This is a genomic window from Sporosarcina limicola, from assembly GCF_014873855.1.
GTDB lineage: Bacteria > Bacillota > Bacilli > Bacillales_A > Planococcaceae > Sporosarcina > Sporosarcina limicola.
In genome coordinates this window covers 26,121-49,796 of sequence record NZ_JADBEL010000012.1, presented here as the reverse complement: position 1 = coordinate 49,796, position 23,676 = coordinate 26,121, and the positions used below count along the sequence as shown (strand labels likewise).

Annotated in this window: 25 protein-coding genes; 17 read left to right on the top strand and 8 right to left on the bottom strand. The window is 40.5% G+C overall.

What is annotated here, in order from left to right; genetic code table 11:
- Positions 1–7: 7 nt before the first annotated feature.
- The 12 genes from H4683_RS11595 (at position 8) to H4683_RS11540 (ending at position 9,566) form a co-directional block, all read left to right on the top strand.
- The gene (locus H4683_RS11595) at positions 8–1,639 is read left to right on the top strand and encodes a M20/M25/M40 family metallo-hydrolase (RefSeq protein ID WP_192599001.1); all 1,632 of its coding nucleotides are present in this window, start codon (positions 8–10) and stop codon (positions 1,637–1,639) included.
- Between the two features lie 93 nt (positions 1,640–1,732).
- Positions 1,733–2,440: a response regulator transcription factor gene (locus tag H4683_RS11590; protein WP_192599000.1), complete on the top strand. Its 708-nt coding sequence runs from the start codon at positions 1,733–1,735 to the stop codon at positions 2,438–2,440.
- A complete protein-coding gene (locus H4683_RS11585; RefSeq protein WP_192598999.1) occupies positions 2,430–3,791 on the top strand; it encodes a HAMP domain-containing sensor histidine kinase in 1,362 nt (453 codons plus the stop codon). The genes H4683_RS11590 and H4683_RS11585 overlap by 11 nt, the downstream gene beginning before the upstream one ends.
- Positions 3,792–3,839: 48 nt before the next feature.
- Positions 3,840–4,523: a PepSY domain-containing protein gene (locus H4683_RS11580; protein ID WP_225942062.1), complete on the top strand. Its 684-nt coding sequence runs from the start codon at positions 3,840–3,842 to the stop codon at positions 4,521–4,523.
- Between the two features lie 87 nt (positions 4,524–4,610).
- A complete protein-coding gene (locus tag H4683_RS11575) occupies positions 4,611–5,144 on the top strand; it encodes a PepSY domain-containing protein (RefSeq protein WP_192598997.1) in 534 nt (177 codons plus the stop codon).
- Between the two features lie 148 nt (positions 5,145–5,292).
- On the top strand, positions 5,293–5,550 hold the full coding sequence (locus H4683_RS11570) for a hypothetical protein (RefSeq protein WP_192598996.1): 258 nt from the start codon (positions 5,293–5,295) through the stop codon (positions 5,548–5,550).
- A gap of 15 nt (positions 5,551–5,565) precedes the next feature.
- On the top strand, positions 5,566–6,546 hold the full coding sequence (locus H4683_RS11565; protein ID WP_192598995.1) for an ABC transporter substrate-binding protein: 981 nt from the start codon (positions 5,566–5,568) through the stop codon (positions 6,544–6,546).
- A gap of 1 nt (position 6,547) precedes the next feature.
- The gene (locus H4683_RS11560) at positions 6,548–7,582 is read left to right on the top strand and encodes a FecCD family ABC transporter permease (protein ID WP_192598994.1); all 1,035 of its coding nucleotides are present in this window, start codon (positions 6,548–6,550) and stop codon (positions 7,580–7,582) included.
- On the top strand, positions 7,569–8,354 hold the full coding sequence (locus tag H4683_RS11555) for an ABC transporter ATP-binding protein (protein ID WP_192598993.1): 786 nt from the start codon (positions 7,569–7,571) through the stop codon (positions 8,352–8,354). Before H4683_RS11560 ends, H4683_RS11555 begins: the two co-directional genes overlap by 14 nt.
- Entirely contained in the window at positions 8,351–8,761 is a 411-nt protein-coding gene (locus H4683_RS11550) for an ankyrin repeat domain-containing protein (protein ID WP_192598992.1), read from the top strand. Before H4683_RS11555 ends, H4683_RS11550 begins: the two co-directional genes overlap by 4 nt.
- Positions 8,758–9,096: an antibiotic biosynthesis monooxygenase gene (locus H4683_RS11545; protein WP_225942055.1), complete on the top strand. Its 339-nt coding sequence runs from the start codon at positions 8,758–8,760 to the stop codon at positions 9,094–9,096. The genes H4683_RS11550 and H4683_RS11545 overlap by 4 nt, the downstream gene beginning before the upstream one ends.
- Positions 9,097–9,296: 200 nt before the next feature.
- Positions 9,297–9,566, top strand: coding sequence for a glutaredoxin family protein (locus H4683_RS11540; RefSeq protein WP_192598991.1), 270 nt, complete (start codon positions 9,297–9,299; stop codon positions 9,564–9,566).
- A gap of 356 nt (positions 9,567–9,922) precedes the next feature.
- Here the strand turns inward: H4683_RS11540 and H4683_RS11535 are convergent, their stop codons facing one another.
- Positions 9,923–11,155, bottom strand: coding sequence for an MFS transporter (locus H4683_RS11535; RefSeq protein WP_192598990.1), 1,233 nt, complete (start codon positions 11,153–11,155; stop codon positions 9,923–9,925).
- A gap of 145 nt (positions 11,156–11,300) precedes the next feature.
- Here H4683_RS11535 and H4683_RS11530 point away from each other — a divergent pair, with 145 nt between their 5' ends.
- Together H4683_RS11530 and H4683_RS11525 are read left to right on the top strand one after the other, a co-directional pair.
- Positions 11,301–12,584 (top strand): helix-turn-helix domain-containing protein, encoded by a 1,284-nt coding sequence (locus H4683_RS11530; protein ID WP_192598989.1) that lies wholly within the window; start codon positions 11,301–11,303, stop codon positions 12,582–12,584.
- A 119-nt stretch (positions 12,585–12,703) separates the two neighbouring features.
- Complete coding sequence (locus tag H4683_RS11525) at positions 12,704–13,894, top strand: ABC transporter permease (RefSeq protein WP_192598988.1); 1,191 nt, start codon at positions 12,704–12,706, stop codon at positions 13,892–13,894.
- Between the two features lie 313 nt (positions 13,895–14,207).
- Here H4683_RS11525 and H4683_RS11520 read toward each other — a convergent pair whose 3' ends face one another.
- A complete protein-coding gene (locus H4683_RS11520; protein ID WP_192598987.1) occupies positions 14,208–15,011 on the bottom strand; it encodes an RDD family protein in 804 nt (267 codons plus the stop codon).
- A 145-nt stretch (positions 15,012–15,156) separates the two neighbouring features.
- Between H4683_RS11520 and H4683_RS11515 the strand changes: the two genes are divergently transcribed.
- Complete coding sequence (locus H4683_RS11515; protein WP_192598986.1) at positions 15,157–16,122, top strand: stage II sporulation protein M; 966 nt, start codon at positions 15,157–15,159, stop codon at positions 16,120–16,122.
- Here H4683_RS11515 and H4683_RS11510 read toward each other — a convergent pair.
- The 6 genes from H4683_RS11510 to H4683_RS11485 all read right to left on the bottom strand — a co-directional run bounded on the left by H4683_RS11510 (position 16,115) and on the right by H4683_RS11485 (position 22,189).
- Positions 16,115–17,476 (bottom strand): DUF58 domain-containing protein, encoded by a 1,362-nt coding sequence (locus tag H4683_RS11510; RefSeq protein WP_192598985.1) that lies wholly within the window; start codon positions 17,474–17,476, stop codon positions 16,115–16,117. The two genes, H4683_RS11515 and H4683_RS11510, sit on opposite strands and share 8 nt — an antisense overlap.
- The gene (locus tag H4683_RS11505; protein ID WP_192598984.1) at positions 17,427–18,356 is read right to left on the bottom strand and encodes an AAA family ATPase; all 930 of its coding nucleotides are present in this window, start codon (positions 18,354–18,356) and stop codon (positions 17,427–17,429) included. Before H4683_RS11505 ends, H4683_RS11510 begins: the two co-directional genes overlap by 50 nt.
- On the bottom strand, positions 18,353–19,486 hold the full coding sequence (locus tag H4683_RS11500) for a DUF4350 domain-containing protein (RefSeq protein WP_225942054.1): 1,134 nt from the start codon (positions 19,484–19,486) through the stop codon (positions 18,353–18,355). The genes H4683_RS11505 and H4683_RS11500 overlap by 4 nt, the downstream gene beginning before the upstream one ends.
- Positions 19,487–19,522: 36 nt before the next feature.
- Complete coding sequence (locus H4683_RS11495; protein WP_192598983.1) at positions 19,523–20,152, bottom strand: DUF4129 domain-containing protein; 630 nt, start codon at positions 20,150–20,152, stop codon at positions 19,523–19,525.
- Between the two features lie 24 nt (positions 20,153–20,176).
- On the bottom strand, positions 20,177–21,079 hold the full coding sequence (locus H4683_RS11490; protein ID WP_225942053.1) for a hypothetical protein: 903 nt from the start codon (positions 21,077–21,079) through the stop codon (positions 20,177–20,179).
- 435 nt (positions 21,080–21,514) lie between these two features.
- Positions 21,515–22,189, bottom strand: coding sequence for a GNAT family N-acetyltransferase (locus H4683_RS11485; RefSeq protein WP_192598981.1), 675 nt, complete (start codon positions 22,187–22,189; stop codon positions 21,515–21,517).
- 187 nt (positions 22,190–22,376) lie between these two features.
- Between H4683_RS11485 and H4683_RS11480 the strand changes: the two genes are divergently transcribed.
- Together H4683_RS11480 and H4683_RS11475 are read left to right on the top strand one after the other, a co-directional pair.
- A complete protein-coding gene (locus H4683_RS11480) occupies positions 22,377–22,550 on the top strand; it encodes a hypothetical protein (protein ID WP_192598980.1) in 174 nt (57 codons plus the stop codon).
- Positions 22,551–22,561: 11 nt separating this feature from the next.
- Positions 22,562–23,524 carry a nuclease-related domain-containing protein gene (locus tag H4683_RS11475; protein WP_225942052.1) on the top strand — a complete coding sequence of 321 codons (963 nt, stop codon included), beginning with the start codon at positions 22,562–22,564 and terminating at the stop codon, positions 23,522–23,524.
- Positions 23,525–23,676: the final 152 nt, after the last annotated feature.

The window sequence follows — 23,676 nt, the reverse complement described above, 5'->3', positions numbered from 1 at the left end:
TAGTGTGATGAAACAACTTCTATGGGGAACTCCTTCTACACTCCGGTCACTATTATGTGAGCTTGTTAGTTGGGATAGCCGGACGTTGACGGAAGGGGAGCGGGCATTTGCGCCGAAATTGACAGCGAAAATGAAAGAGCTTTCTTACTTCAAAAACAACCCGGAACATCTGGCTTTGCATGATGCCGGACTGGGGCGCAATGTTGTCACTGCTTTGTACAAACACCCAGAGGCAACTGAAACGATTGTACTAATTAGCCATTTCGATACGGTATGGACTGAAGAATATGGTGTGCTGGAACCACTAGCATTCCATCCTGAGGAACTGACGAAAAAACTGCTTGAACATAAAGAAGATTTGCCGGAAGCAGCGCGCATTGATCTGGAATCTGGGAATTACTTATTCGGCCGCGGCACGATGGATATGAAAATGGGTCTTGCCCTCCATATGCAGCTCATCGAAAAGGCGAGCATCGAAAACTGGCCCATTAATCTCCTGTTGACAACGGTGCCTGATGAAGAAGTAAACTCAGCAGGTATGCGCGCTGCTGTAACAGAGCTCGTTCGTCTCCGCGCGGAACATGGCTTGATGTATAAACTCTTTTTAAATAGCGAACCGTCATTTTCACAAGGCCCTACGGATACGAACGAATACATTTACTCGGGCACCATTGGCAAGATCATGCCGGCAGCACTGTTCTACGGAAAAGAAACGCATGTCGGGGAGCCGATGAAAGGGATGACTGCGAATTACATCGCTTCATTCTTGACGCAACATATGGAATGGAATTCTCTCTTCCGTGAAACGGATCTTGGAGAAAGTACACCATTGCCGGTTTCATTGCAACAAAAAGACCTGAAGATGCAATACTCGACACAGACACCATACCGTGCAGCAGCCCTATACAATGTTTTCCTATTGAAACGAACCGCGGCGGAGATAATGGATTTATTCGAGCAAGTGACAATTGAAGCGATGGTGGCTTGCAATGAAAGCTACAAAGCCATTTGCCAACGAGAGCAAGTGGATGGCATAGGGAAAGTGAACGTGTTGCGGTATGAACAGTTGCTGGAACATGCCCTGCAAAAGCTTGGCGAGGCAGAAGTTGAACGCTTGAAACAGGAAGCACTTAAAAATGATGCGTGGGATGATCGTGAGAAATCGTTGCGAATTGTCGACAACTTGATGATTCAATGTCAAGAGCTGTCACCGGCAACCGTGATTCTATATGCACCGCCTTATTATCCGGCCATCAATTCATCGAATGACCCGCTTGTAATCGAAACGATTGAGTTAATGAAGAAAACAGCGAAAGCATTTGACATCACAGTCGAACAAATTCACTACTTCAACGGCATCTGCGATTTGAGCTATGTCAATTACGAAGATGACGCAAGTGGCTGGACCACGTTCGAGCGCAATACACCGGTCTGGGGCGACACATACAGCATTCCATTTGAAGAAATGGCGCAATTAAAAGCGCCTGTCTTGAACGTTGGCCCTTTTGGTAAAGATGCGCACCAGAAAACAGAACGGCTCCACGTCGACAGTGCGTTTAAAGAAATGCCGGTCATGTTGGATACGCTTGTTAAAAGTATGTTTGCCGTGAATGAAAACCTGGTAACAATCACAGACTAATGGAAATGACAATGGAGACCTTCGGAAACAGCGAGGGTCTCTGTTTTTTATTCGAATCTGTTAAGATGAAAGAAAAAGTGGCAGGTGAGTAAAATGAAAGAACGGATCTTGATTATCGAAGATGAAGAGAACATTGCGCGTGTACTTCAGCTTGAACTCGAGTTTGAAGGGTATGAAACAGGTGTCGCTCATACAGGTTCGGATGGACTTATTAGCTATCGAGAGCAGGCATGGGATCTTGTTTTGCTTGATTTGATGTTGCCGGGAGTGAGTGGACTGGACGTTCTTCGGCGGATTCGGGCTACGGAAGTGGAAACACCTGTCATTTTATTGACGGCAAAAAGCGATGTTGAAGATAAGGTTGCGGGACTTGATCTCGGGGCAAATGATTATGTGACAAAGCCATTTGAAATCGAAGAATTGCTGGCAAGAATCCGTTCTGCACTTAGGTTCTCGAAAGGGAAAGTAGCGTCTCTTGAGGAGGATGACTATCTTCATAAGTTCGCTGGGCTGTCGATGCACGAACAGACGCGGGAAGTGAAACGGGATGGGCGTACGATTGAGTTGACGCCGCGGGAATATGATCTAATGCTCCATCTTTTGAAGCATCCGAACCAAGTATTGTCCCGCGAGCAATTGCTTGATGCTGTATGGGGATACGATTATTACGGTGACACGAATGTTGTCGATGTCTATATCCGCTATATTCGCAAGAAAATTGATCAGGGTGAAAAACGGACGCTGATTCAAACGGTGCGTGGTGTGGGGTACGTTTTGAAGGAACAATCCCATGAAAATTAAGACGAAAATCCACTTATTGTCGACGCTGCTCATGCTCGTCATTCTCACACTTACGAATATTGGAATTTACTTTTTATTCGAGAAAATGGCTTATGACACGGAATACAATCAGTTACGCACGCAGGCAAAGGAGCTAACCACTTCATTGAGCAAGTTGACTGGCCAGAACGATCCGCGGAATGTATTGCTGGCCTATATTCCTCCAAATGGGGCTGTTCGAATTGTGGATAAAACCGGTAAAGTAAAAGCTAATGTCCAATCTGCGGAGGGAATTAAAAGCTTCAAACCCGATTTGGAACAGGGCGAGCGGTATGCCATCGATACGTTTGACGGCGTACCGGTTCTGTCCATGCGTATGCCTGTTATTTGGAAAGATGGCGAGGTTGTGGAGTTAACTATGATCCAACTGCTCGATAATACGAAGCATAATTTGAATACCCTTGTCATTGTTTTAATCGGCGTGATGTTGGTTGCGATGATCCCAATCGTCATTTCGAGCATAGCACTTGGACGCATCGTTACACAGCCAATCGAAAAATTGATCAAAACGATGGCGCAAAGTCGAAAGGCTGGGACCTTTGAAAAAATTGCCGTCGTCGCTGAAGGAAGAGACGAGATGACGCAAATGGGCCGAACGTTCAATGACATGATGGAACAACTGGAGCGGAATTACAAAAAGCAGGAGCAGTTCGTTTCAAACGCTTCTCATGAATTAAAAACCCCGCTTACAGTCATCGAAAGTTATGCCCGACTGCTATCACGCCACGGTTTTGATGATCGGTCGGTTGCAGAAGAGGCGGTCGTAGCAATCCTTGGGGAATCAATTCGCATGAAAGAGATGATTAAGCAGATGCTTTTGCTTGCGAAAAACCATGAGAAAGGTGCATTCAAATTCGGGGAATCGGATGTATACGCATTGATTGAGAAAACGTTGCAACCAATGCGTCAAGCGTATGCAAGGGAGTTCTATTTGGAAGGGAATGGCCCAGCGATTGTCGTTACGGATGCGGAAAAATTAAGGCAACTGCTTTATATTTTGCTCGACAATGCACGGAAGTACAGCGATAAGGAAATAAAAACGGTTATTGAAGAAAACGTTACGGGTTTCACTATTTCAGTTATCGATGCGGGCAATGGGATCCCGCAAGATGCTTTGCCCTATTTATTCCATCGTTTTTATCGGGTTGATGAAGACCGTAATCGGAAAACAGGCGGTACGGGACTTGGGCTCTCGATTGCGAAGGAAATTGCGGATGGACTGGGTGCAGAATTGGAAATTGAGAGTATAGTTGGTGAGGGAACGACAGTCTGGCTTTTCATTCCGAAAAATCGGATTCTCACCGTTTCTTAATGTTCGCAGCGTATGGTGGATGAAAGGAGGTGGCCGGAATTGCGAGTGATGAAAAGGCCGTGGTTCATTCCCATGCTTTTGACGCTTATTATTTTAGCAGTTGGCGGGTTGTTCATTGGGAGTTTATTGACGAAAGAAAAGGTGTTAGCTGATGTGGAAATCCGGTCGCTGCTTGAAGGTATGTACAATGGAAGCGTTGCGGATTTGACGATGGAGAATGGCGTCTATGGAGCGGAAATAGTCCGTAATGATGCGGTTTACGTAGTTGAAATTGATGCTGTGACGGGGAGCGTACTGTCCCTAGTCCAAACAGGAGGGGCAGGAAAAGCGTCGACACAAGTGCTTTCTGAAGAGGAAATACGCGGCATGATTGCCGAGAAAAACACGGGTGAAGTAGAGCATATTTCATTGGATGAAAGCGATGGCGAGCCAGTTTACGAAGTGAAACTATCGAAAAATCAGCAGCTTACGACAGTGAAAATGGATGCCAAAACTGGTTTGGTTCTGTCTGAAAAAATAGATGAGACAACAATTGAAAATGCAGTCATTACAAAAAAACAGGCGATTAAAATAGCACATAAGAAATTGAAAGGCGAAGTGGAATATGTAACCTTTAAAAAGACGGATGATGGGGGTTATTACCTCATTGAAATAGACGGAGATCATGATGAAGCCGTCTTCCAAATCCACGCCATTTCTGGAAAAGTTCTATCCATTATTTGGGATGACTAGTCTCTCATCAAATTCTAATAAACCTCTCCCTGTCCTCTCATCTTCGTCGGGTAGTATGAAGATAACAACAAAAAGGAGAGATGCGAGATGAAGAAATGGTTAGCAATTCCGGCGTTGGTCGGAGTAGTAGCGATAGGCGGAGTGGCGATGGCGGCGAACGTTGAAAAGGGTGCAGTACCCGCATCGAAAGACCTTTTAACGATTGAAGAAGCGAAAGCAATCGCAGTTAAATCAGTCGACGGTAAAGTGACAAAAATTGAACTTGAACAGAAAAAAACAGGCACGGTGTATGAAGTCGAAATCCAATCAAAAGGTGTCGAATATGATCTCGACATCGACGCGAAAACAGGAAAAGTGTTAGCTACAGAAAAAGATGACGATGATGATGATAAAGACGAGCAAGAAATCATCCCAGAGGGCAACTATATAACGGAAGATGCTGCTACTGCAATCGCAATGAAACAAGCAAAAGGCACAGTGAGCAAAATCAAATTGGACAATGAAGACGGTCGCGTAATCTATGAAATTGAAATCACAGACGACACACATGAATATGATTTCGATATCGATGCAAGATCAGGTGAAGTTTTGAAGTTTGAAAAAGAGCGCAACGATGAGTGAAGAAAAAGGGCTGTTTCCTAAACAGCCCTTTTTTTGTGGAGAAAATGTGGGGAGTGATGATGAATGCCATGTTGGGGTTGTGATAATGTACTAATTTGAAGGCAAGTCGCATCCTGATGCTGCAAGAAAATGTCAAGGCGGTGATAAAGTGCATCAAGGCGGTGATAACGTGTGTCAAGGCGGTGATAAAGTGCATCAAGGCGGTGATAACGTGTGTCAAGGCGGTGATAAAGTGCATCAAGGCGGTGATAACACATGTCAAGGCGGTGATAATCAACATCACGCCATTGATAACCCCCAAAACTGGCCAAGTCTTCACACTAATTCATCATTTCCAAATTATTGCTTGACAATGAGAAACGTTATCAGTAGAATGACAATTAGTGAGAATGATTATCATTATTAATTAGGAGGTTGAGAGATGAAGAAAGCGTTATTGGTTGCCATATCACTGCTGTTGCTGATTGTTCTAGCTGCATGCAGTACAGGGGAAAAGAAGACGGTTGAGAAAGACGATGCAGTAAAAGATAAGCCCGTAAAAGAGGAAAGTGTTGAGAAAGAAAGTCCGTCGGTTGAAGTGACGGATTCATCTGGACAGCTTGTTACGTTTGAAACCGTCCCCGAATCTGTCGCAACATTGAACTCTGGCGACTTGGATATCCTATTAAATCTAGGTGCAAATGTCACGGGACGTCCGACATCGAGTGGACCCGTAGCAGCTGAGGCGGAATCGATTCCGGTGATTGGCAATCCTCACCAACCAAACTTTGAAAAAATCGCAGAGGTTCATCCGACCGTCCTGTTGGCTGGAATGAGTTTCAAGCAACATGCTGAAAATATAGAACGACAAGGAACGAAGGTACTTTATACGCAAGCGAATTCGATTGAAGATATTCAATCGACCATCACTATGTTTGGAGAACTTTTCAAAAAGCAGAACGAAGCTGAAGGTTTGAATAAAACCATTACAGACAAAGTCGAAACGGCTATAGCCGACAAAGCTAAACCAGTTAAAACGTTGCTCATTTACGGCGCACCAGGAACTTATTTAGCAGCATTACCAAACTCTCTCACAGGAGATTTACTAGAAAAAGCAGGCGGAGAAAATATCGCATCTGATTTTCCTAAAGAAGAAAACTACCCGCAATATGCAAGTTTAAGTGTTGAAAAAATCATTGAGCGAAATCCACAAATGGTTATGCTCATCACGCATGGCGAACCCGAAGCAGTGAAAGCGGCATTTGAAGAGGAAATGATGAAAAATGCCGCTTGGAAAAATCTTGATGCCGTTAAAAATGGGAATGTAGTAATCCTACCATCACATCTCTTTGGTACAAACCCAGGAACTAAAGTGACAGAAGCACTTGAAGTAATGAAAGAAAGTTTAGCGAAGGCTAAATAACATGAAGGCGGCAGGGGTTAAAGAACATAAGAATGCACATCCATTCGCCAAAAAACGTACGGTTGTACTAGTTGCATTAAGCATATTACTCGTACTCTCTTGTACAGTAAGTCTGATGATCGGCCCTGTTTCCTTCTCTTTCAATGAAATATGGAGTGGACTCTTCTATTCCGACGAGTCACTCGAAAGACGAATTGTATGGGAGCTTCGTTTTCCGAGGGTCTTAATTGGACTAATTGTCGGCATGTGCCTTGCGACATCAGGTGCTATTTTACAGGGTGTAATGAAAAACCCGTTGGCAGATCCCGGGATAATAGGCGTATCATCGGGCGCAGGTCTTGCAGCAACAGTCATCATGATTATTTTTCCAGCATATATATTATTTTTACCGCTTGCAGCTTTTCTAGGAGCTCTTATCACGGCTCTCGTCATTTACACATTGTCCTGGAAAGGTGGAACTTCGCCTATCCGCATTATTTTAGTCGGAGTCGCCATCAACGCCATCATTGGTTCATTTATGAGCGCGCTTATGCTTTTGTATAGTGATCGCGTGCAATCGGTTCTTCCATGGCTTGCCGGGGGAATTGCAGGAGTCGGTTGGGTTCAGTTTGAAATGATCATTTATTATGCGATTGCTGCGCTCGTCTTTGCATTATTTTCGATTAAACATATTCGGATACTCAGGCTAGGGGATGAAGTTGCAAAATTACTAGGTCACAACGTTGAAAAGAGTAGATTTTTCCTGATTATCTTAAGTACACTATTGGCGGGTATTGCCGTAAGTGTTTCGGGTTTAATTGGCTTCGTGGGGCTTGTGGTGCCTCATATATTGCGAATCATGATCGGCGGGGATTACCGGTATTTATTGCCGGCATCTGCACTTGGGGGTGGCCTACTTGTGGTGTTAGCAGACACAGTTGCACGCAGTGCGTTTAACCCAATCGAGTTACCAGTCGGAATTTTGTTAGCCTTTTTCGGCGGACCATTTTTCTTGTATATGATTCAAAGACGGAGGGATTCTTTTGCTTCTAACTAAAGATGTGTCGTTCGAACATTCTTCTTCGTTTCAGTTGGAATCCATTGATTTACACATCAAAGAGGGCGAGATTGTTAGTTTAATAGGACCGAATGGCTCTGGAAAGTCGACATTCCTACGACTCATTTCGAGGCTCATTTCCCCAAAAACGGGTGAAGTTTTTCTTGACGGGCAAAGTGTTGAATCAATGAAGAGCCAAGACGTCGCCAAAAAACTTGCGATGCTCCCCCAAATGCAAGATCATGAACTAGATTTAACAGTGGCGGAACTTGTTGAATTCGGAAGGTACCCGCATCGGGGCGCATACAGTAAATTAACAAAAGAAGATGAGGAAATCGTTCAATGGGCAATTGACGTCACAAGATTAAATGACTTTAAAAACCGGATGTTGCAGTCACTTTCCGGCGGTGAACGGCAGCGAGCTTGGATTGCAATGGCGATTGCACAGCGTCCCAAGATTTTATTGTTAGATGAACCCACGACATTTCTTGATATTTCTCATCAGCTTGAAGTGATGGAACTTGTGAAAGAATTGAATGCGCGATTTGATATGACGGTTGTAATGGTATTGCACGACATCAATCAGGCAGCCCGTTATAGCGACAGGTTAATTGTGTTGAAAAAAGGCAAGATCCAGTTCGATGGTATTCCGCAATGCGTGTTATGCAAGGAAATGTTTCAATCGATTTTTGAGATTGATGCAGACATTTATCAGGAAAATGGGAAGTCATTTTTCACTCCAATTAAGCTACGAAAGGAAGGTTTTGTATGACAAAAGAACAGTTAAATAATGAGCTGGTTAGGTCATTTATTATCGCCGCACATGGAGATTTTGAGGGTGTGCAGACGTTGTTGGAACAGGAGCCGGCACTCGTTCATTCCGTAATGAATTGGGGTGGAGATGATTGGGAAAGTGGTCTCGGGGCGGCGGCACATACCGGGAATCGAGCGATTGTTGAATGGCTTCTCGACCGTGGCGCAAGAATGGACATCTTCACAGCCGCGATGCTTGGCGAATTGCCGATTGTAACCGCAATGATCGAGCGCGTTCCAGATAGTATTCATGCGAAAGGTCCACACGGTATTCCACTCATTCGCCATGCACAAATGGGCGGGGAAAGCGCGTTGCCAGTGTTCGAGTACTTAAATTCTTTATCAAATAGGGAGGAAGCGATATGAAAATGATGACTGCGGTAAACACGATTCGAATTGAAAAAGGACAAGTGGATGACATACTTGTTCGTTTTAAAACAGCGAAATCGGTCCATACATTTGAGGGATTCATTTTAATGGAAGTGTTGAAAAAGGAAAATAGTTCGGAATATGACGAGCTGAAGATTTGTACAACATGGGAAGATCGAACGTTTTTTGATAAATGGCTGGAAAGTAGAGAATCTCAAAAAGCACATGGCAAGAAAAGTGAGCAGAAATCAGAAGAAAACCCGATTATAAGTTCAGAACTGACCACATTTGAAGTTGCAATTCAGCACAAACCGGCTAAACAAGAAGTTTAATTTTATTCAGCAGGTGAAAAAAACTGCTGAATAAAATTAAAGCCTCCGGGGCATGCCGTGGATTTTGAAAGGAATTAATTGAGCAAGCTCAACTCAAAATCCAGGCGCATTTGATTAGGGAAGGTAGTCCTTTACGGGGCTATCCTTTTTTTGTTATATAGAGATTCATTTAGTTGGTTAAATACCAGTGGAGGTATATAATGAAAGCACAAGAAAATAGGAGGAGAAATAAAATTACAAATGTAGCGACAGTTTACACATCATCCACATGCCCATATTGCACAATGATGATAAACTACCTAAAGGAACAAAATATCCCATACAAAGAAGTAAACGTTCAGAAAGACCAAGCAGCTGGCCAAAAACTTGTCGAAAAAACAGGTCAAATGGGCGTCCCACAAACAGAAATCAATGGCAAATGGGTAATCGGTTTTGACATGGACGGCATTCAAGAAGCGTTAAAAGGGTAAGTGATTTGGTGAAAAAGAAGAAGTCCACACGCTTTTGCAAAACATGTTCCATGGATCCGCCGGAGATGTGGGAAAAGGAACTGAACCGAAAATTATTTCCCCGAATCTGCATCGAGCATATAGCTCTTTTTCTTATAGGGGTTATTATAGTGGTGATGGAGTTCATGAAGTAATCATTTACAAAGCAGGATTCCCTAGACTGAAATGGTCGATGGGTATCCTGTTTTTATTATGGAGATAGGGGAATTTTAACGCGAATATAGTGAGTGGCGGTGATAAAGTATGTCAAGGCGGTGATAACTCGACCCAAGGCGGTGATAATCAACACCAAGGCGGTGATAACTCCTAATTCACATTCATTCTTCGCGCGGTAACCGCTCAATTGCGCGAATATCACGGTCAAATAAGGGAAAGAGTGAACAGATAAGTACCCAGCAACCCCCAAAAATGAAAAGATAGTTAACTGGAATCGAATCTGCAATAAGTCCACCCGCCAGCGAAAAAATTGGAATAAGGAGTGATGCAATGGCAACTTTCAGCATGAAAACACGTCCGCGGAATTCATCTTTTACAAGCACAATCATCAATGTGTTGTCGATAATGCTAAAAATGATGATTGAAGCGGTCATCATCATAAAGAACAATGTCCCGAAATAGAAATTCGATGTAAGCCCCATTGATAGAAAGGCAACTCCACTTATTCCAAGCGTAATGGCCATAACAAGATAGGGTTTTGCGAAATTCGTCAGCTTATTTGCCACCAATCCGATGATAATTCCACTTACAGCAGCTACAGCATTGATCAAGCCAAATTGTACTGCGCTTGCACCATAATGATCCGAAACGAGGACGACGAACAAAGCGCCTGCAATTGTTGTCGCATTTAGGGCGGTAGCTAGAAAAACTAGTTTAAAGATAGGACGATTTTGTTTCAAAATAAGCATACCTGCTTTTAATTCGGCCAACATAGAAGTTTTCGGGGTGACTGTACTCTCTTCTTCTGTTTGAATTTTGTCCTTCACCAATGAAACATTAATAACGAAAATAAGTAAAATACTAGCAAGTAGATAGACGCCTGAATGAAAGAGCATCACTCCAACAAATCCGATAATTCCAATTAGCACACCGCTTATGGCCTGACCGATTAGATCGGCGGTTTGGCTAGTAGAATAAATATACCCGTTTACTTTCACAATTTTTGATACGCCGACAATTCGGGGAAGTAACTTGTTTTTAGCGGGAGAAATGAACATCATACAAATGTGATGTACAACAAGCGATAAATAAATTACGACAATGAGTATGTCGACGAAATAGAAATAGACAATAGCTAAAATAATTCCAACTAAAATCATGCATGCATATCCGATTTGCATGGAAGTTTTCGGCTCCCTACGATCGACTAATACTCCTATAAAGGGCCCAACGATAATACCAGTGAGTGATATGATCACCATAATAAGTGATGCTGATAATGCTGATTTTGTGATTTCATATACATACCACATGATTGCCAGCGAAAAAATACTATCCGATAATGCTGTTAAAAACTGATTCGTAACGATGAGTGAAATATTGCGTTTAATCATTCGTTCTCCATCCTTTCATTTTGTTTAATATACTAAACAAAACTATACACGATACAGACATGGAGTTCAATATAGTAAACAATTTAATGTCGTAAATTAAACATGATATACTAAAAGGAATAGAAAGGTAGAGGGGATGAGCGCGATGAAGCATGTCGGGGAAAACATTAAAAGAATTCGCACAGCGAAAAAAATGACGATTTCTGACTTGGCAAACGAGCATGTTTCAAGAGGAATGATTAGTTTAATAGAAAATGGTAAAACACAGCCATCGATAGAACGGCTGCATCATATTGCGGTTCAGTTGGATGTAGATATTACCGAGCTTGTTGAAGAGATTTCAAAGGAGAAGCTCCGAAGTAAAATAAATGAAGCATTCGAGTTGCTAAATAGACATGACGTTGACGATGTTTTAGCAACAATCTCATTATTACAGCCACTGCTAAAGAAATTAGATCAAAGTTATGAAGCGGCACGAATTTACGAGTTATATGCGAAGTCCCTTTATCATCTGTATGTTTATTCCAATGAGGCGTATTTAAAAATAGAAGAGAATAAATGGGAGCAATATGTGGAGAAAGCGATAGCTATCTATGTCAACTTGCAAATGGAATGGCGTGTCATCAAATTATGGTTATTCTTAGCGAACATCGAGTTTCGGCGAGCTAACTACCGTGAAACGATAGCCATTATTGATGAAGGGCTTGATAACTTAACAATCAAAGACAGCTTGGAGACTAAAGCGACATATATTGAATTGATGTTTGGGAAAATTTCTACACTTATATCGATGGGGGAAACCCTAAAAGCTCATGAACTACTAGATGAAACAATCGATTTTTCACGTATGAACCTTGTGTTTATAAATTATTACAGTCTGTTAAATATGAAGGCCTGGCTTTATTATGATGAACAAAAATATGATGAAGCACGAAAGTATGTCGCTGATGCTACTTCATTTGTTCAACTAGTGAAGAAAGAGGATTTATTTATAGAACATGAGGGTACGAAGATTTTAATTGAAGAGTTTTTTGAGGGGAATTATGAAAATGCAATTCAATTAGAATCCGAATTTGAACGGTATTTGTTGAATGAAAGCACCATACAAGATTCAATCAAAGAGGAAATAATGGTATTTACGCGAAATGTAAAAGCGCGAGCGTTAACAAGGTTAGCACGTTACGAAGAAGCACAAACCTTGTTTAAGGAAAATCAAATCGTGATGAACGACTTTATGGAAATGGCTCCATTAGATGTAGCTATCCGAGAAATCTCAAAAAGTTATGAGGCACTCTGCCACTTTCATTTGGGCGATGCTGCGAAAGCGCAGCAACTGGCAAGACATGTAGTTGATAAATTACATAAAATGCCGTATTCATCGTTTTACCATTTTGCACGTGAAGTATTGGCGGATGTAATGAGAGGGTAGGATTTTAATGGCTAAAGCATATTTCCTGAAGAAATAAAACAATAATTGTTTACCATTTCCAAATCGTTACCTAGGGTCATTAAATATGAATTTAAGTAGTTGAAAGTTGAGGTGTAATTTTGGAAGTTAATTCGATATGGAATAAAAGATTTAAGGATTTTTATATTGAAATGGCTAACTACTTTGCGGTAATTGCGATGAGTGTTCTTTACTCTTTCATCATTTTTGGTAGTGTCTTCATATACTTTTATATGAAGTTTATCCAATGGTTGCCTCCGTCTGTTTCAACTGAAATCATAGCCGCAGTAGTAATTACTTTTATCTTTTTGCAGACAAGAGTTCGAACATTTGTGAAAAAAGCGGATGTTGTTTTTCTTATGCCAACCGAGGCGGCATTATCTTCATATTTCAGGAATTCAATACTTTATAGTGTGTTTATGGATGTAATTAGATTACTTATTTTTATGATAGTAATGAGCCCTTTGATAAAAAATAAAGAAGTTATCAATCTCCCATTTGTACTTATTATTCTAGGCTTAATTATCTTGAACATTCGTTTGACTTGGGTTGAACAATGGCTAACTACTAAAACTCAAAAGGTAGTTCATAGATCTATTAGGTTAATATTATTTAGCACGGCTCTCTATTTTATGTTTCTAGGCATATGGGAGATTTCAGGGATAGTAATAGTTGTTAATTTCATTATCTGGTTTTATGTGTTTGGTAAGAGGGCGAGAGGGATTAATTGGAGTTTTTTAATAAACCAAGAGGAAAAGTCTAAGTTGAAAATATATAAATTCATTAGCCTATATATCGATGTTCGGCACCTTGAACGTTCTTTTAGTCGTAGAAGACTTTTGGGATGGATTGTGAAAAAAGTCGTAACTCATAAGCAATCCTCATCCCACGTTTATTTATTCTCACATTTATTTGTCAGGTATGACGATTTTTATTATCTATATGTAAGGCTATCACTCATTGGTTTTAGCATTATTTATTTCTTACCCGATTATGGGTGGATAGTTGCCTTGCTACTATTATTTTTAACAGGGTACCAACTATTACCTTTGCAATACTCGGTAAATGACAGTATTCGTTTATACCCCATTTCATTCAATATATTTAAAAAGTCTTTCAAAAAACTTATAATGAATCTATTGATTTTACAGTTGATTATTATAAATTTAGCTTTACTTATTCATGTTCCTGAGATGAAGACTTTTTTTTCCATAGTTATAGAATTATTATTTGTATATTGGTTCGTTCATTCTTTTGCATCCAAGCGAATTAGTAAGGATTCCATATCATAGTGATAAAGAGCCTAGAGCAGTGATAACTTCCTGAATTTATGCAAAAAAGCGTACCTATTTTCAAGAGGTACGCTCCCACATTCAATTCTTTTCCATCAAACCTACTTTCACAAGAAAATCTTGTGCGGCTTGTTCAACCATCATGCCATTATGTTGCTACAAAACTTTCTCGATTGATGGATATCTGCAAGCGTCTCTTTCCCTAGACCGAAACGTCCTTTCAATGGATACCCCTGGAAGACATATGCCATTGATCTGGCAGCATGTACTGCTTTAAGTGTTTCAAAACATTCGTATCTAGTAGTACCGTACACTACAATTCATACGCCCACTCCTCTTTCAAGATTAAGTAAAGGACAAGCAGGGTATTTTCTAAATCAAGGTTGCTTTTCCCTACTAATTCTAATCCGAATCGCGGGAATAATAACCAAGCCATTTGTAGAGTGAGTTCAGATCGCTCATTTGTTGGCAACTGCATAAGACGATTGCTATAGGTTTTAATTAGGTTCCAATCTTTTTGACTGATCGATTTTAAAGACCATTCCTCAATGGTGAGATCGTCTTTCGTAAGGCCTTTCTTAGCGATTTCTTGTTCAATCGGTGAAAGCTTCTTCTTTCGTTTCCCTTTTCGCTCATGAACGACAATCGTTCCGGCGACAAGGTCCCCAATTCTTTTATGTTTTGAGTGGAAGAAAATCATTATGATTCCAAGAAAATAACCTGCTGGCAAGTTATCAATAACCCGAAGAAAGTTACGGATAAAACTGGATAACAGTGTTAAACTATGACCGTTTTCCTGAATGGCCCGAATTCCGATGACTCGCTTTCCAATCGTTCTTCCACCTGAAAAGTATTCAAGAGCGATAAAGTATCCCGTGTTAATAAGAAAGAGTCCAACGATTGTAATCCCTAATAGAAGGGAGTCTGTTCCTGTAAAATCCAATAAATCTCTCCCACCAGCAAAAACGATAATGAGGGCAATGATGATTAATATATTCACGACTAGTAGAATAAGTAGGTCGATTATAAACGCTGTGGCTCTACTACCAAGGCCTGCGAGCTGAAATTGAAGGGACACGAATTCTGGTGTTTTAATTCCTACTTGCTCTTGGTTCATAATGGTGTCCTCATTTCCATGTTATTTTATTCTGAGTTCTTTACATTCATCTGTTATACTAGCAGATATACATCTGAGTGCTTACTAGCCATTCTCCAGTTCGTATGTAAAGTCCTCGGATCCAGAGAAGTAGGAAGGTGACTATATGAATATAAAGCAATTTGTAAAGTTGCATCGTGATGATTGGAATCAGCTTGAAGATTTAGTATCAATCGTACATAAAAGAAAATCCAGTATGACGGGTGCCACGATTGATCAATTTTATCAGTTCTATCAAAAAACAAGCCAGAACCTTTCCTATGCGCAAACATATTTTCCAAATGCTGAAGTGACACTTTACTTAAATGAACTTGTGTCAAAATCGCATAATCTTTTATATAAAGACCAAATATCGAGTGTGAAACAAATTGGACATTTTTTAAGCACAACATTTATACGCTTACTTTTGGAACAATGGAAGTTTATCATTGCCGCAATGCTGTTGTTTGTACTAGGTACGTTAGGTAGCTTTTTTGCAGTTTTCAATAATCCGCAAACGATGTATGCGATCCTACCCGCAGAAGTAGCCCAAGGTGTGGACCCTGAGCAACTGGGTAGCGCGGATGGCCAAGTTAATTCCTCGATGATGTCTGCTAGTATCATGACAAATAATATCAAGGTAGGGATTTTGGCATTTGCTGGCGGAGTCACATTTGGATTATTAACAGTCTATGTGCTCATTTATAATGGTATCTTAGTAGGGGCACTCGCTGCCTTGTTCTTTCATCACGAAAAATCGTATGAGTTCTGGGCATATATCGTTCCCCATGGGATGATTGAACTTGCAGCCATTTTTATCGCCGGTGGTGCTGGTTTATTAATGGGCTACAAGCTCCTTGTCCCAGGACAGTTCTCCAGAGGCTATCAATTAAAGACACAGGCGAAACGTTCTGTCCAACTATTGATTGGAACAATTCCTTTATTTGTGATTGCTGGATTGATTGAAGGCTTCATCACCCCAGCAGCGATTCCCTTAGCAGTAAAATATAGCGTTGCATGCGTAACTGTGATTGGCTTAATTCTTTATATATTGATTGGCAGGGTATTATTAGCAAAAAGACAGCTTATATAAGATTTCGATTCATAATATCGATATAATGGGAGACTGCTGCTACTGCAAGCTTTTCCTCACGGGCCTCGATCATTTGCAGGCCTTGCTTTTCCCATTGTAGTTTTCTCTTTTTCTTGATTAGGATTTGCTGCTGCGCAATACTTTTCACCATTGCGCTCCGAATGTCTACGGGCTCCTCATTGATTTTTTTCAATATCGCTACATCTTCAATTCCAATCATTACAAACAAATGTCGTTGTCTAAGTCGCTGTAAGTATGCAAGTGCGCTTTCCTCATGAAGAAATGTGCGTACATCACTAAATAATAACAGCAAACTCCGTTTCTTTTGCATTGTTTCTAAATAGGTGAGCACAGCTGCATAATTTGACTCTGCCGGATCGACTTTAAGATTGTAAATCGCCTGAAGAATTGTCTGTAAATGCGTCATACCTTTTGCCGGTGGTACAAATACTTTTACTTCTTTCGAAAAGGCTAATATAGAGACATAATCACCTTTTTTCAAAGCAGCTGCGGTCACTGTTAATGCGGCTTCCAACACTTTTTCAAGGCGATTGTCTACCGTCAATTCCGCGCCCATCATTCTTCCACAATCGATTAAAATTGTTACATACTTTCCGTGCTCAGGTTCATATTCATTTGTCATTACTTCCTGGACCTTCGCTGTTTGCCGCCAGTTGATCATCCGTGGATCATCACCGACAACATAGTTTCTAATCTGTGCGAAATCTCCAACACCACGTTGTTGTTTGCGGATTTTTGAGCCTTCATATAATAAAAATCGCTGGGCGTTCCCTAAATAGTGTTTCGTCTCTGTTAAATCGGGAATCACTTTTACAGAATCAACTAATCCAATCGTCTGTTGCTTTTTCCACAACCCAAAACGACTTGTATAACGAAAGTAAAGTTTCTCAATTTCATACTTTCCCCTAACGGGAGCATTTGTTTCATATGTAACTAGACTTGTTGATGCTTTTTGAGCCTTCCCCTGGAGAGGAAAGGGTTGCTTAAATGATTGGGGAATACCATCCACTAGGAAAAAGCTAAGATCATGTTCGGAAGTATTACTTACTTCAATTTCTACCGTGTAGGTAAGATTTCGTTCTAACTCTTTAGTGATTGTACGGCGAAAGCTCAGTTGCTTTTTCTTTGGCGAATAATTTAAATCTAGTAGACTTGCCAAAATAATAATGATGTTCAGGGCAATGATCAAGGACCAAGTAAGATCGAACAGGCTTACAAGCAAAATGATTAGTAACGAAAAACTAAGGTAAGCGCTGAGTAATCGTTTCGTCGGTAAAATCCCTCTACCTTGGAACAGGAATCGACCCCACAAGTTCTTCAATAATTTGGTCAACGGCCGCTCCCTCCAATTCTACATGTGGCGATAATTGAATCCGGTGTCTTAATGAAGGTTTCGCTACTATTTTAATATCATCTGGCGTTACATAGTCTCGACCTGCTAAATAGGCCCATGCTTGACATGCCTTTCCGATTGAAATTCCTGCTCTTGTACTCGCCCCAAAGCGGATTGACTCCGTTTCCCGGGTTTTTCTGACAATCTGCATAATGTAATCTAACACGCCATCTCCAATCGTAACACGCTGAATTTCTTTTCTGATTGTTAAAAATGCCTCCATATCTAGCACGGGGGCAATTAGACTTGTATCAAAACTTTTTTCAATCACTTGTTTGAGCACATTTTTCTCTTCTGCAAATGAAGGGAAGTCAATCTGCAACTTAAACAAGAAACGATCCTGCTGGGCTTCGGGCAATGGATATGTCCCTTCAAATTCAATCGGATTTTGGGTTGCTACAACACAAAATACATCGGCTAATTGATACGTATTTCCTTGAATAGTAACTTGCTGTTCTTCCATTGCTTCTAAAAGTGCTGCCTGCGTTTTTGCTGGCGTCCGGTTAATTTCATCGGCCAAAAGGATATTCGTAAATACAGGTCCCTTTAGCGTTTCAAACGTGCCTTCTTTCATGTTGTAAATCATACTTCCGGTAATATCACTTGGAAGTAAGTCAGGCGTAAACTGGATTCGACGAAAGCCTCCACCAAGTAGATTAGCGAGCGTTCTTACCATCTGTGTTTTTCCTGTACCTGGAACTCCCTCCAGTAGGACATGTCCTCCTGATAAAGCCGCCGCTAATAAAAGCTTTAGGTTGGTACTTTGACCTAAAACACGCTCTTCATATCTTTCCAGTAAGTTTAAAACTTGTATTCTCATCCTTCTTCCACCTCTTTCCTGATTTTTTCTAGCCTTTTAGACCATAACAAGTATTCCTGCTTGCTGACTTTGCTCTTTTCTAATACTTCCGTCAAACCATTTAGTAAAGAGTGAATCTCGTCTTTTCGCATATCCGGCCACTTTCGTTCGAACTGTTCGGTGAGATCCTTCCATTCTTTATGATAAGGAATTCTCCAATGTTCTTGCAGCAAGGTCTTTACATAATTAGCTTGAATGACTATCGAATCGTGATAACGACGCCCCCTTATATACCAGGCAGCTAATGCTTTTATCCCTTCATCACTGAAGCGGACTGTTTCTTCTCTTGAAATGAAAACAGGCCCGAATCGTTTTCCACGGGTCCATAGCCAAAGAATCGTCAAAAGAGACCCTTGGATCATTATCAATATAAACCAACGCGGATAGATGGTCAAAAGGGTTGCAGCATTCTTTTCACCATGTATGTATTCATCAAATAAAATTGTTTTTTTATCCTCGTCGTTGACAAGTGCTAAAATGAGTGCGAGGTAATCTTCAGTTACTATTTCCCCGTTTGTGATCCATTTCGGTGAATTAGCCACAATCAATTGGCCCTCTCCAACTACTCGCTTTAGTGCAATCGTTCCCACGTCATCAGATAGTAAGATTTCATCTTGAGCATTTTCCAGAAGTCTAAATGGGCTGTTTCCTCCAACTTTAGTACGATAAGTAGCACCCGCCGGATCGAACACATTTACTTCGTCAGTTTCCACGAATTTCGTTTCTAGCCCAAACATCCCTTTCGGATTTTCTTTCAATAAAAGTATCGCATTTCCTGCTTCCATGAAACGTGTGTAGCTGTCCAATTCTTCACTAGTCGGTATAAAGTATGGTTCGACCATCACGAGTAGTTGGTTTTCTGGATTGTTCGGTAATTGGTTTGGAGAATCAGTCCATCTTTTGACAGCATCCCTATGATTCAATATATATGTATAAAATGCCTTCACACCTGTAGGAGAAGGAGAATCAGAAGCATATATCGAATAATCTTTTGGTTGTCCTTGGACTAAAACATACCGGGAAAGTAGAAGTATAGTCAAAAGAATTGCCAGCCATATCCACATCTTTTTATTCGCAAGTTGGTTCTGCAATCAGTTTTCCTCCCTCCTTTCTCCTTATCACTTTGCTCATTCATCCACTTCAACCAGGTATGTCATTACTACCTTTCGAAACTGAACGTATTCTTCCTTCTGTACTTCTCGCTCTCCGTATGTAGCTTCATCGAAAAAATAGGCGAGATGGTGAAATTGATCAGCTGATTGTTGATTAACTTTCTTTAACTCTTCAAAATACTCCCAGTTCGTTTTCCAAATTCTTGCTTCTAACCATTCCTTTTCATGGAAATAAAGGAGCAATGCTAAAAATAGATGGCGAGTTGCGGACGAGAACTTTTCCAACTTTTCTAGTTTCATCGCTTCAGTTAAGTGCATTTGATACGACCAATCAATTTCCTTCATTGCTTGCAGAGGTGTTGCCTCACGGAATTTTCGTTTTCGCCCATGATTACGAACTATAATAAATAGGGCAATTGCTATTAACGCAAGCACGGCGACAATAATAATCGTCAGAATTAGTTCAGCTAACATGCTTATTTTTTCTAATGAAGGAAATGACTGTTCCAATTGATCTGCTAGCCGATTTTCAACTTTTTCCCACCAATTCGAAAATATAGTACTGGACTGATCACTATAATCTGTATATTCCTTTTCGTTTAAAATCTTTTCTAGTTCTTCTTTTGCCTCATCTATATTACCCATAGATTATCACCTTTGATTGCTTCATTATTGAACCACGTTATAATCTTCAATCATTTCTTTTAAATCGTCTGCATCATGCCTTACTTTTAAATCTAGGTACATCACTGCATAACCAACAGAGAAAATCATTGTCGTAAATATACTCGCCAGGGATATTATCATTGAAAGGAGTACACTATTGCCTAAAAACATGCCGAAAGTGAATTCAATCGTTACATTAATAACGCCAATAATTAAAGAGAAAATAATATAGAGGCCTATTAATGGCCACCCGCGATTGCGAGTTAGTTTCCAACTTCTTGTGAATCCGGGAGAACCTTCACCGAGTACGGCAGATCCAAAATAAAAGCTCCAACGAGTTAACAGATAGGCAATTCCGATAGCAATCGTCAGAGATAGGGTGATTCCTAAAACCACTCCAATAGTTGAGGAACTGGCAGCAGCGGCTATGAATATAAATATTACTATCATCACTGAAACAAAAATCAAGCCAATTGTTATCAAAGAAAATAAGATGCTACTACCAATAATCGGACCGTATCGTGAAAAAGCTTGTTTAATGGCTGAAATGATGGTGTACGCTTCATTTTTTCTTATCCGATTAACGACTAATAAAGTGGCCGCTGAAGCGACTGGAAATAAGAAAAAACTAGTAATACCTACAAGAGTAGTTCCTAAACTAACGGATTCCGTTCCATCGAAACTTGAAATGATCTTCTCATGCCAAGCTTCACCAACTCCGAATTCTCTAAAGAAGCTTACTCCAGAAGCTAGACTAATCAATGCTTGAATCAAATAAATTGGCCCCATAAAAATAAGCGAAATAAAGAAAAAGTCCCGAAGCTTGTTTTTACTTAAGCTAAACGTCAAGTCAAGGATCTCTCCAAATCCCTTTGGTCTATTCAATCTTTCATCCACCCTATCCATCCCCCCAAAAATACTTATATTTACCATTCTATCACTAACCTAATAGTCAGTGTTTAAATAGAATTAGAAATATATGTATGGTACGAATGAGCTCCTTTATTAAAAACAAAGAAGATGTTAATTATCCATTCGTACTTACTATTTTATGCTTAATTATCTTGAACATTCGTTTAACTAGGATTGAACAATGGCAGACTACTAAACTTCAAAAGGTATTTCGCAGGTCTATTAGGTTGTTATCATATAGCATAATTCTGTATTTTACGTTTCTGGGCATGCGGGAAACTTTAGGTTTATTAATATATATGTTGAACTTATGATTTCTCCGTAATCTCCAGCGAAGGCGTCTCCTGGGGTAGCCGAAGCGATAAGACAAAGAAGGAATGTAGTTCAATCCTTCTCAAGCGCCGAGCGTTGTTAGTAAGATTCTTTAGTTCAACATATATAGTTGTTCATTTTTTTGCATCGAAGCGAATTAGTAAAGCTCAATGGGGATCCTGTTTTTTGTTTTGAAGAATAATGCGTATTCCTATTAATAAACGTTCGTTTAATAGCACCCCAATCACTATTCGTTATAGAATATAAAACGGCATTTCGAATATAGCCGCTTGAGAGAATTCTTTCATTCCTCAGGACGCCTTCTTTGGTTGCCCCTAACCGTTCAATGGCTTTTTGAGAACGCTCATTTCTCTCGTCTGTCTTAATTTGAACCCTAATAAGTTCTAATTCCTCAAAACAGTATTTTAATAGTAAGAATTTGCAGTCTGAATTCACAAATGTTCGCTGGGCATTAACTCCGTACCAAGTAGAACCTAATTCGCAAGACTTTTGATTTTTATTAATTTCGTAAAGACGGGTCGTACCCACAACTTGATTTGTCTCTTTTAAGAGCACAACAAATGGCAAAGCGGTTCCCTGATTGCGAAGTTTTACTGCGTTTGTAACCCATTCATCCATGTCCTGTTGCGCTTTTACATCAATAAGCATGAAAGTCCAAATGGCTGGATGGTTAATTACAAACAGCGATAGCGAATGTTCTACTTCCATTGGGATTAGTTTAATGCGGTCATTTTCTAATGTAGGTGGTTTTTGGAATGATAACTGGTTCATTTCTATTCGCCCCTTTAAAAACTTGTTGTGAATATTCTATCAGTTTCAAAAGGATTTGTAACGATTAATACTACTTATTTTAGCCACTATATTGCCTGTGAATAATCATTGTAAAAAAGTTTCCTAACTAATTTTCATTAATATATGCCGAGGCGGTGATAAAGGGGTACAAGGCGGTGATAAACTCATGCAAGGCGGTGATAAACCGGGTCAAGGCGGTGATAACACCAGTCAAGACGGTGATAACCAATACCAAGACGGTGATGAAATTAAGATTGGCACCAAATATCTGAAAATTCTTTCATCATACTGGATTCCCCTATCAAAACATGGTACAATCCTTATATACGGTCATGAATAAAACTAAGGGAGTTGAAAGAATTCATCATTAAGGAAAGAAGCAAACCGCTCCTTTTGGAAGGACTGAACGCAGCAATAAAACGCCTACCGACTGGGCATGTAGTTTTGCCGATGATAGAATCAAAGTATGCCGCGATTAAAGCTGGATTTGGTGGAGAACAGCAACTCGATAAGGTTTTTGAGGATTACTCATTTCCGATAAAACATCGAATTCTTCACGATATATCACTCACATCTAGCACTTGCTTTCAAATGGACTCGCTATTTATAACCCCATCATATGCAGTTATTTTTGAAGTGAAAAATATTGCAGGCGAACTCACGGTGACGGAAAATCCACCGCAATTAATTCGCACATTGGACTCTGGGCAAGTAAATGGCTTTATGAGCCCTATTGCGCAGATAGAAAAGAATTGCGAGCTGCTGCGGGACTGGTTTCATAGCCGAAATACGTCATTGCCTGTATACGGTGTCGTCGTTCTTGCGTACGCAAAGCAGCGCGTCGAATTATTCGACACAACAATCCCATTTCTTTACCCGGGTGCGGTCCCCACATACATCCGTACGTTACCAACAGAACCCCCACTGTTGGATGATGTGACTTTCGTAAAGCTCACAAATGATCTTTGCGCCGGCCATAGAGAATTCATCCCAAACCCCATCTGTTCGACCTACCCAATTAATAAAAGTGATATAAAAACAGGCGTTTCCTGTCCATCCTGTGGTTTTTTGGGAATGGGAAAATATATGGGAGGTTGGCATTGCAAGGCCTGTAATGGGACGAGTCCTGACGCACATAAGCAGGCGGTTCATGACTGGTTTCACTTGTTTGGCGGAAAGATGAAGAATAAAGATTGTCGTGTATTTCTTCAAATCGAGCGGCAACAGACCGCAAATCGGATACTGAGGAGCATGGGTTTACATACCAGAGGAGCCAATCGCAATCGGACATATGAAATGAATTTCAGAAAATAGTTTTGGGAGCGTACTTGATTTTAAGTGCGCTTTTTTGTGTGGGATTTGATTAAGGATGTGGTGAGGCTGCAATAAATTGTCAAGGCGGTGATAAACCGGTGCAAGACGGTGATAACTCGAGCTAAGGCGGTGATAAACCCTGCGACGCAGTA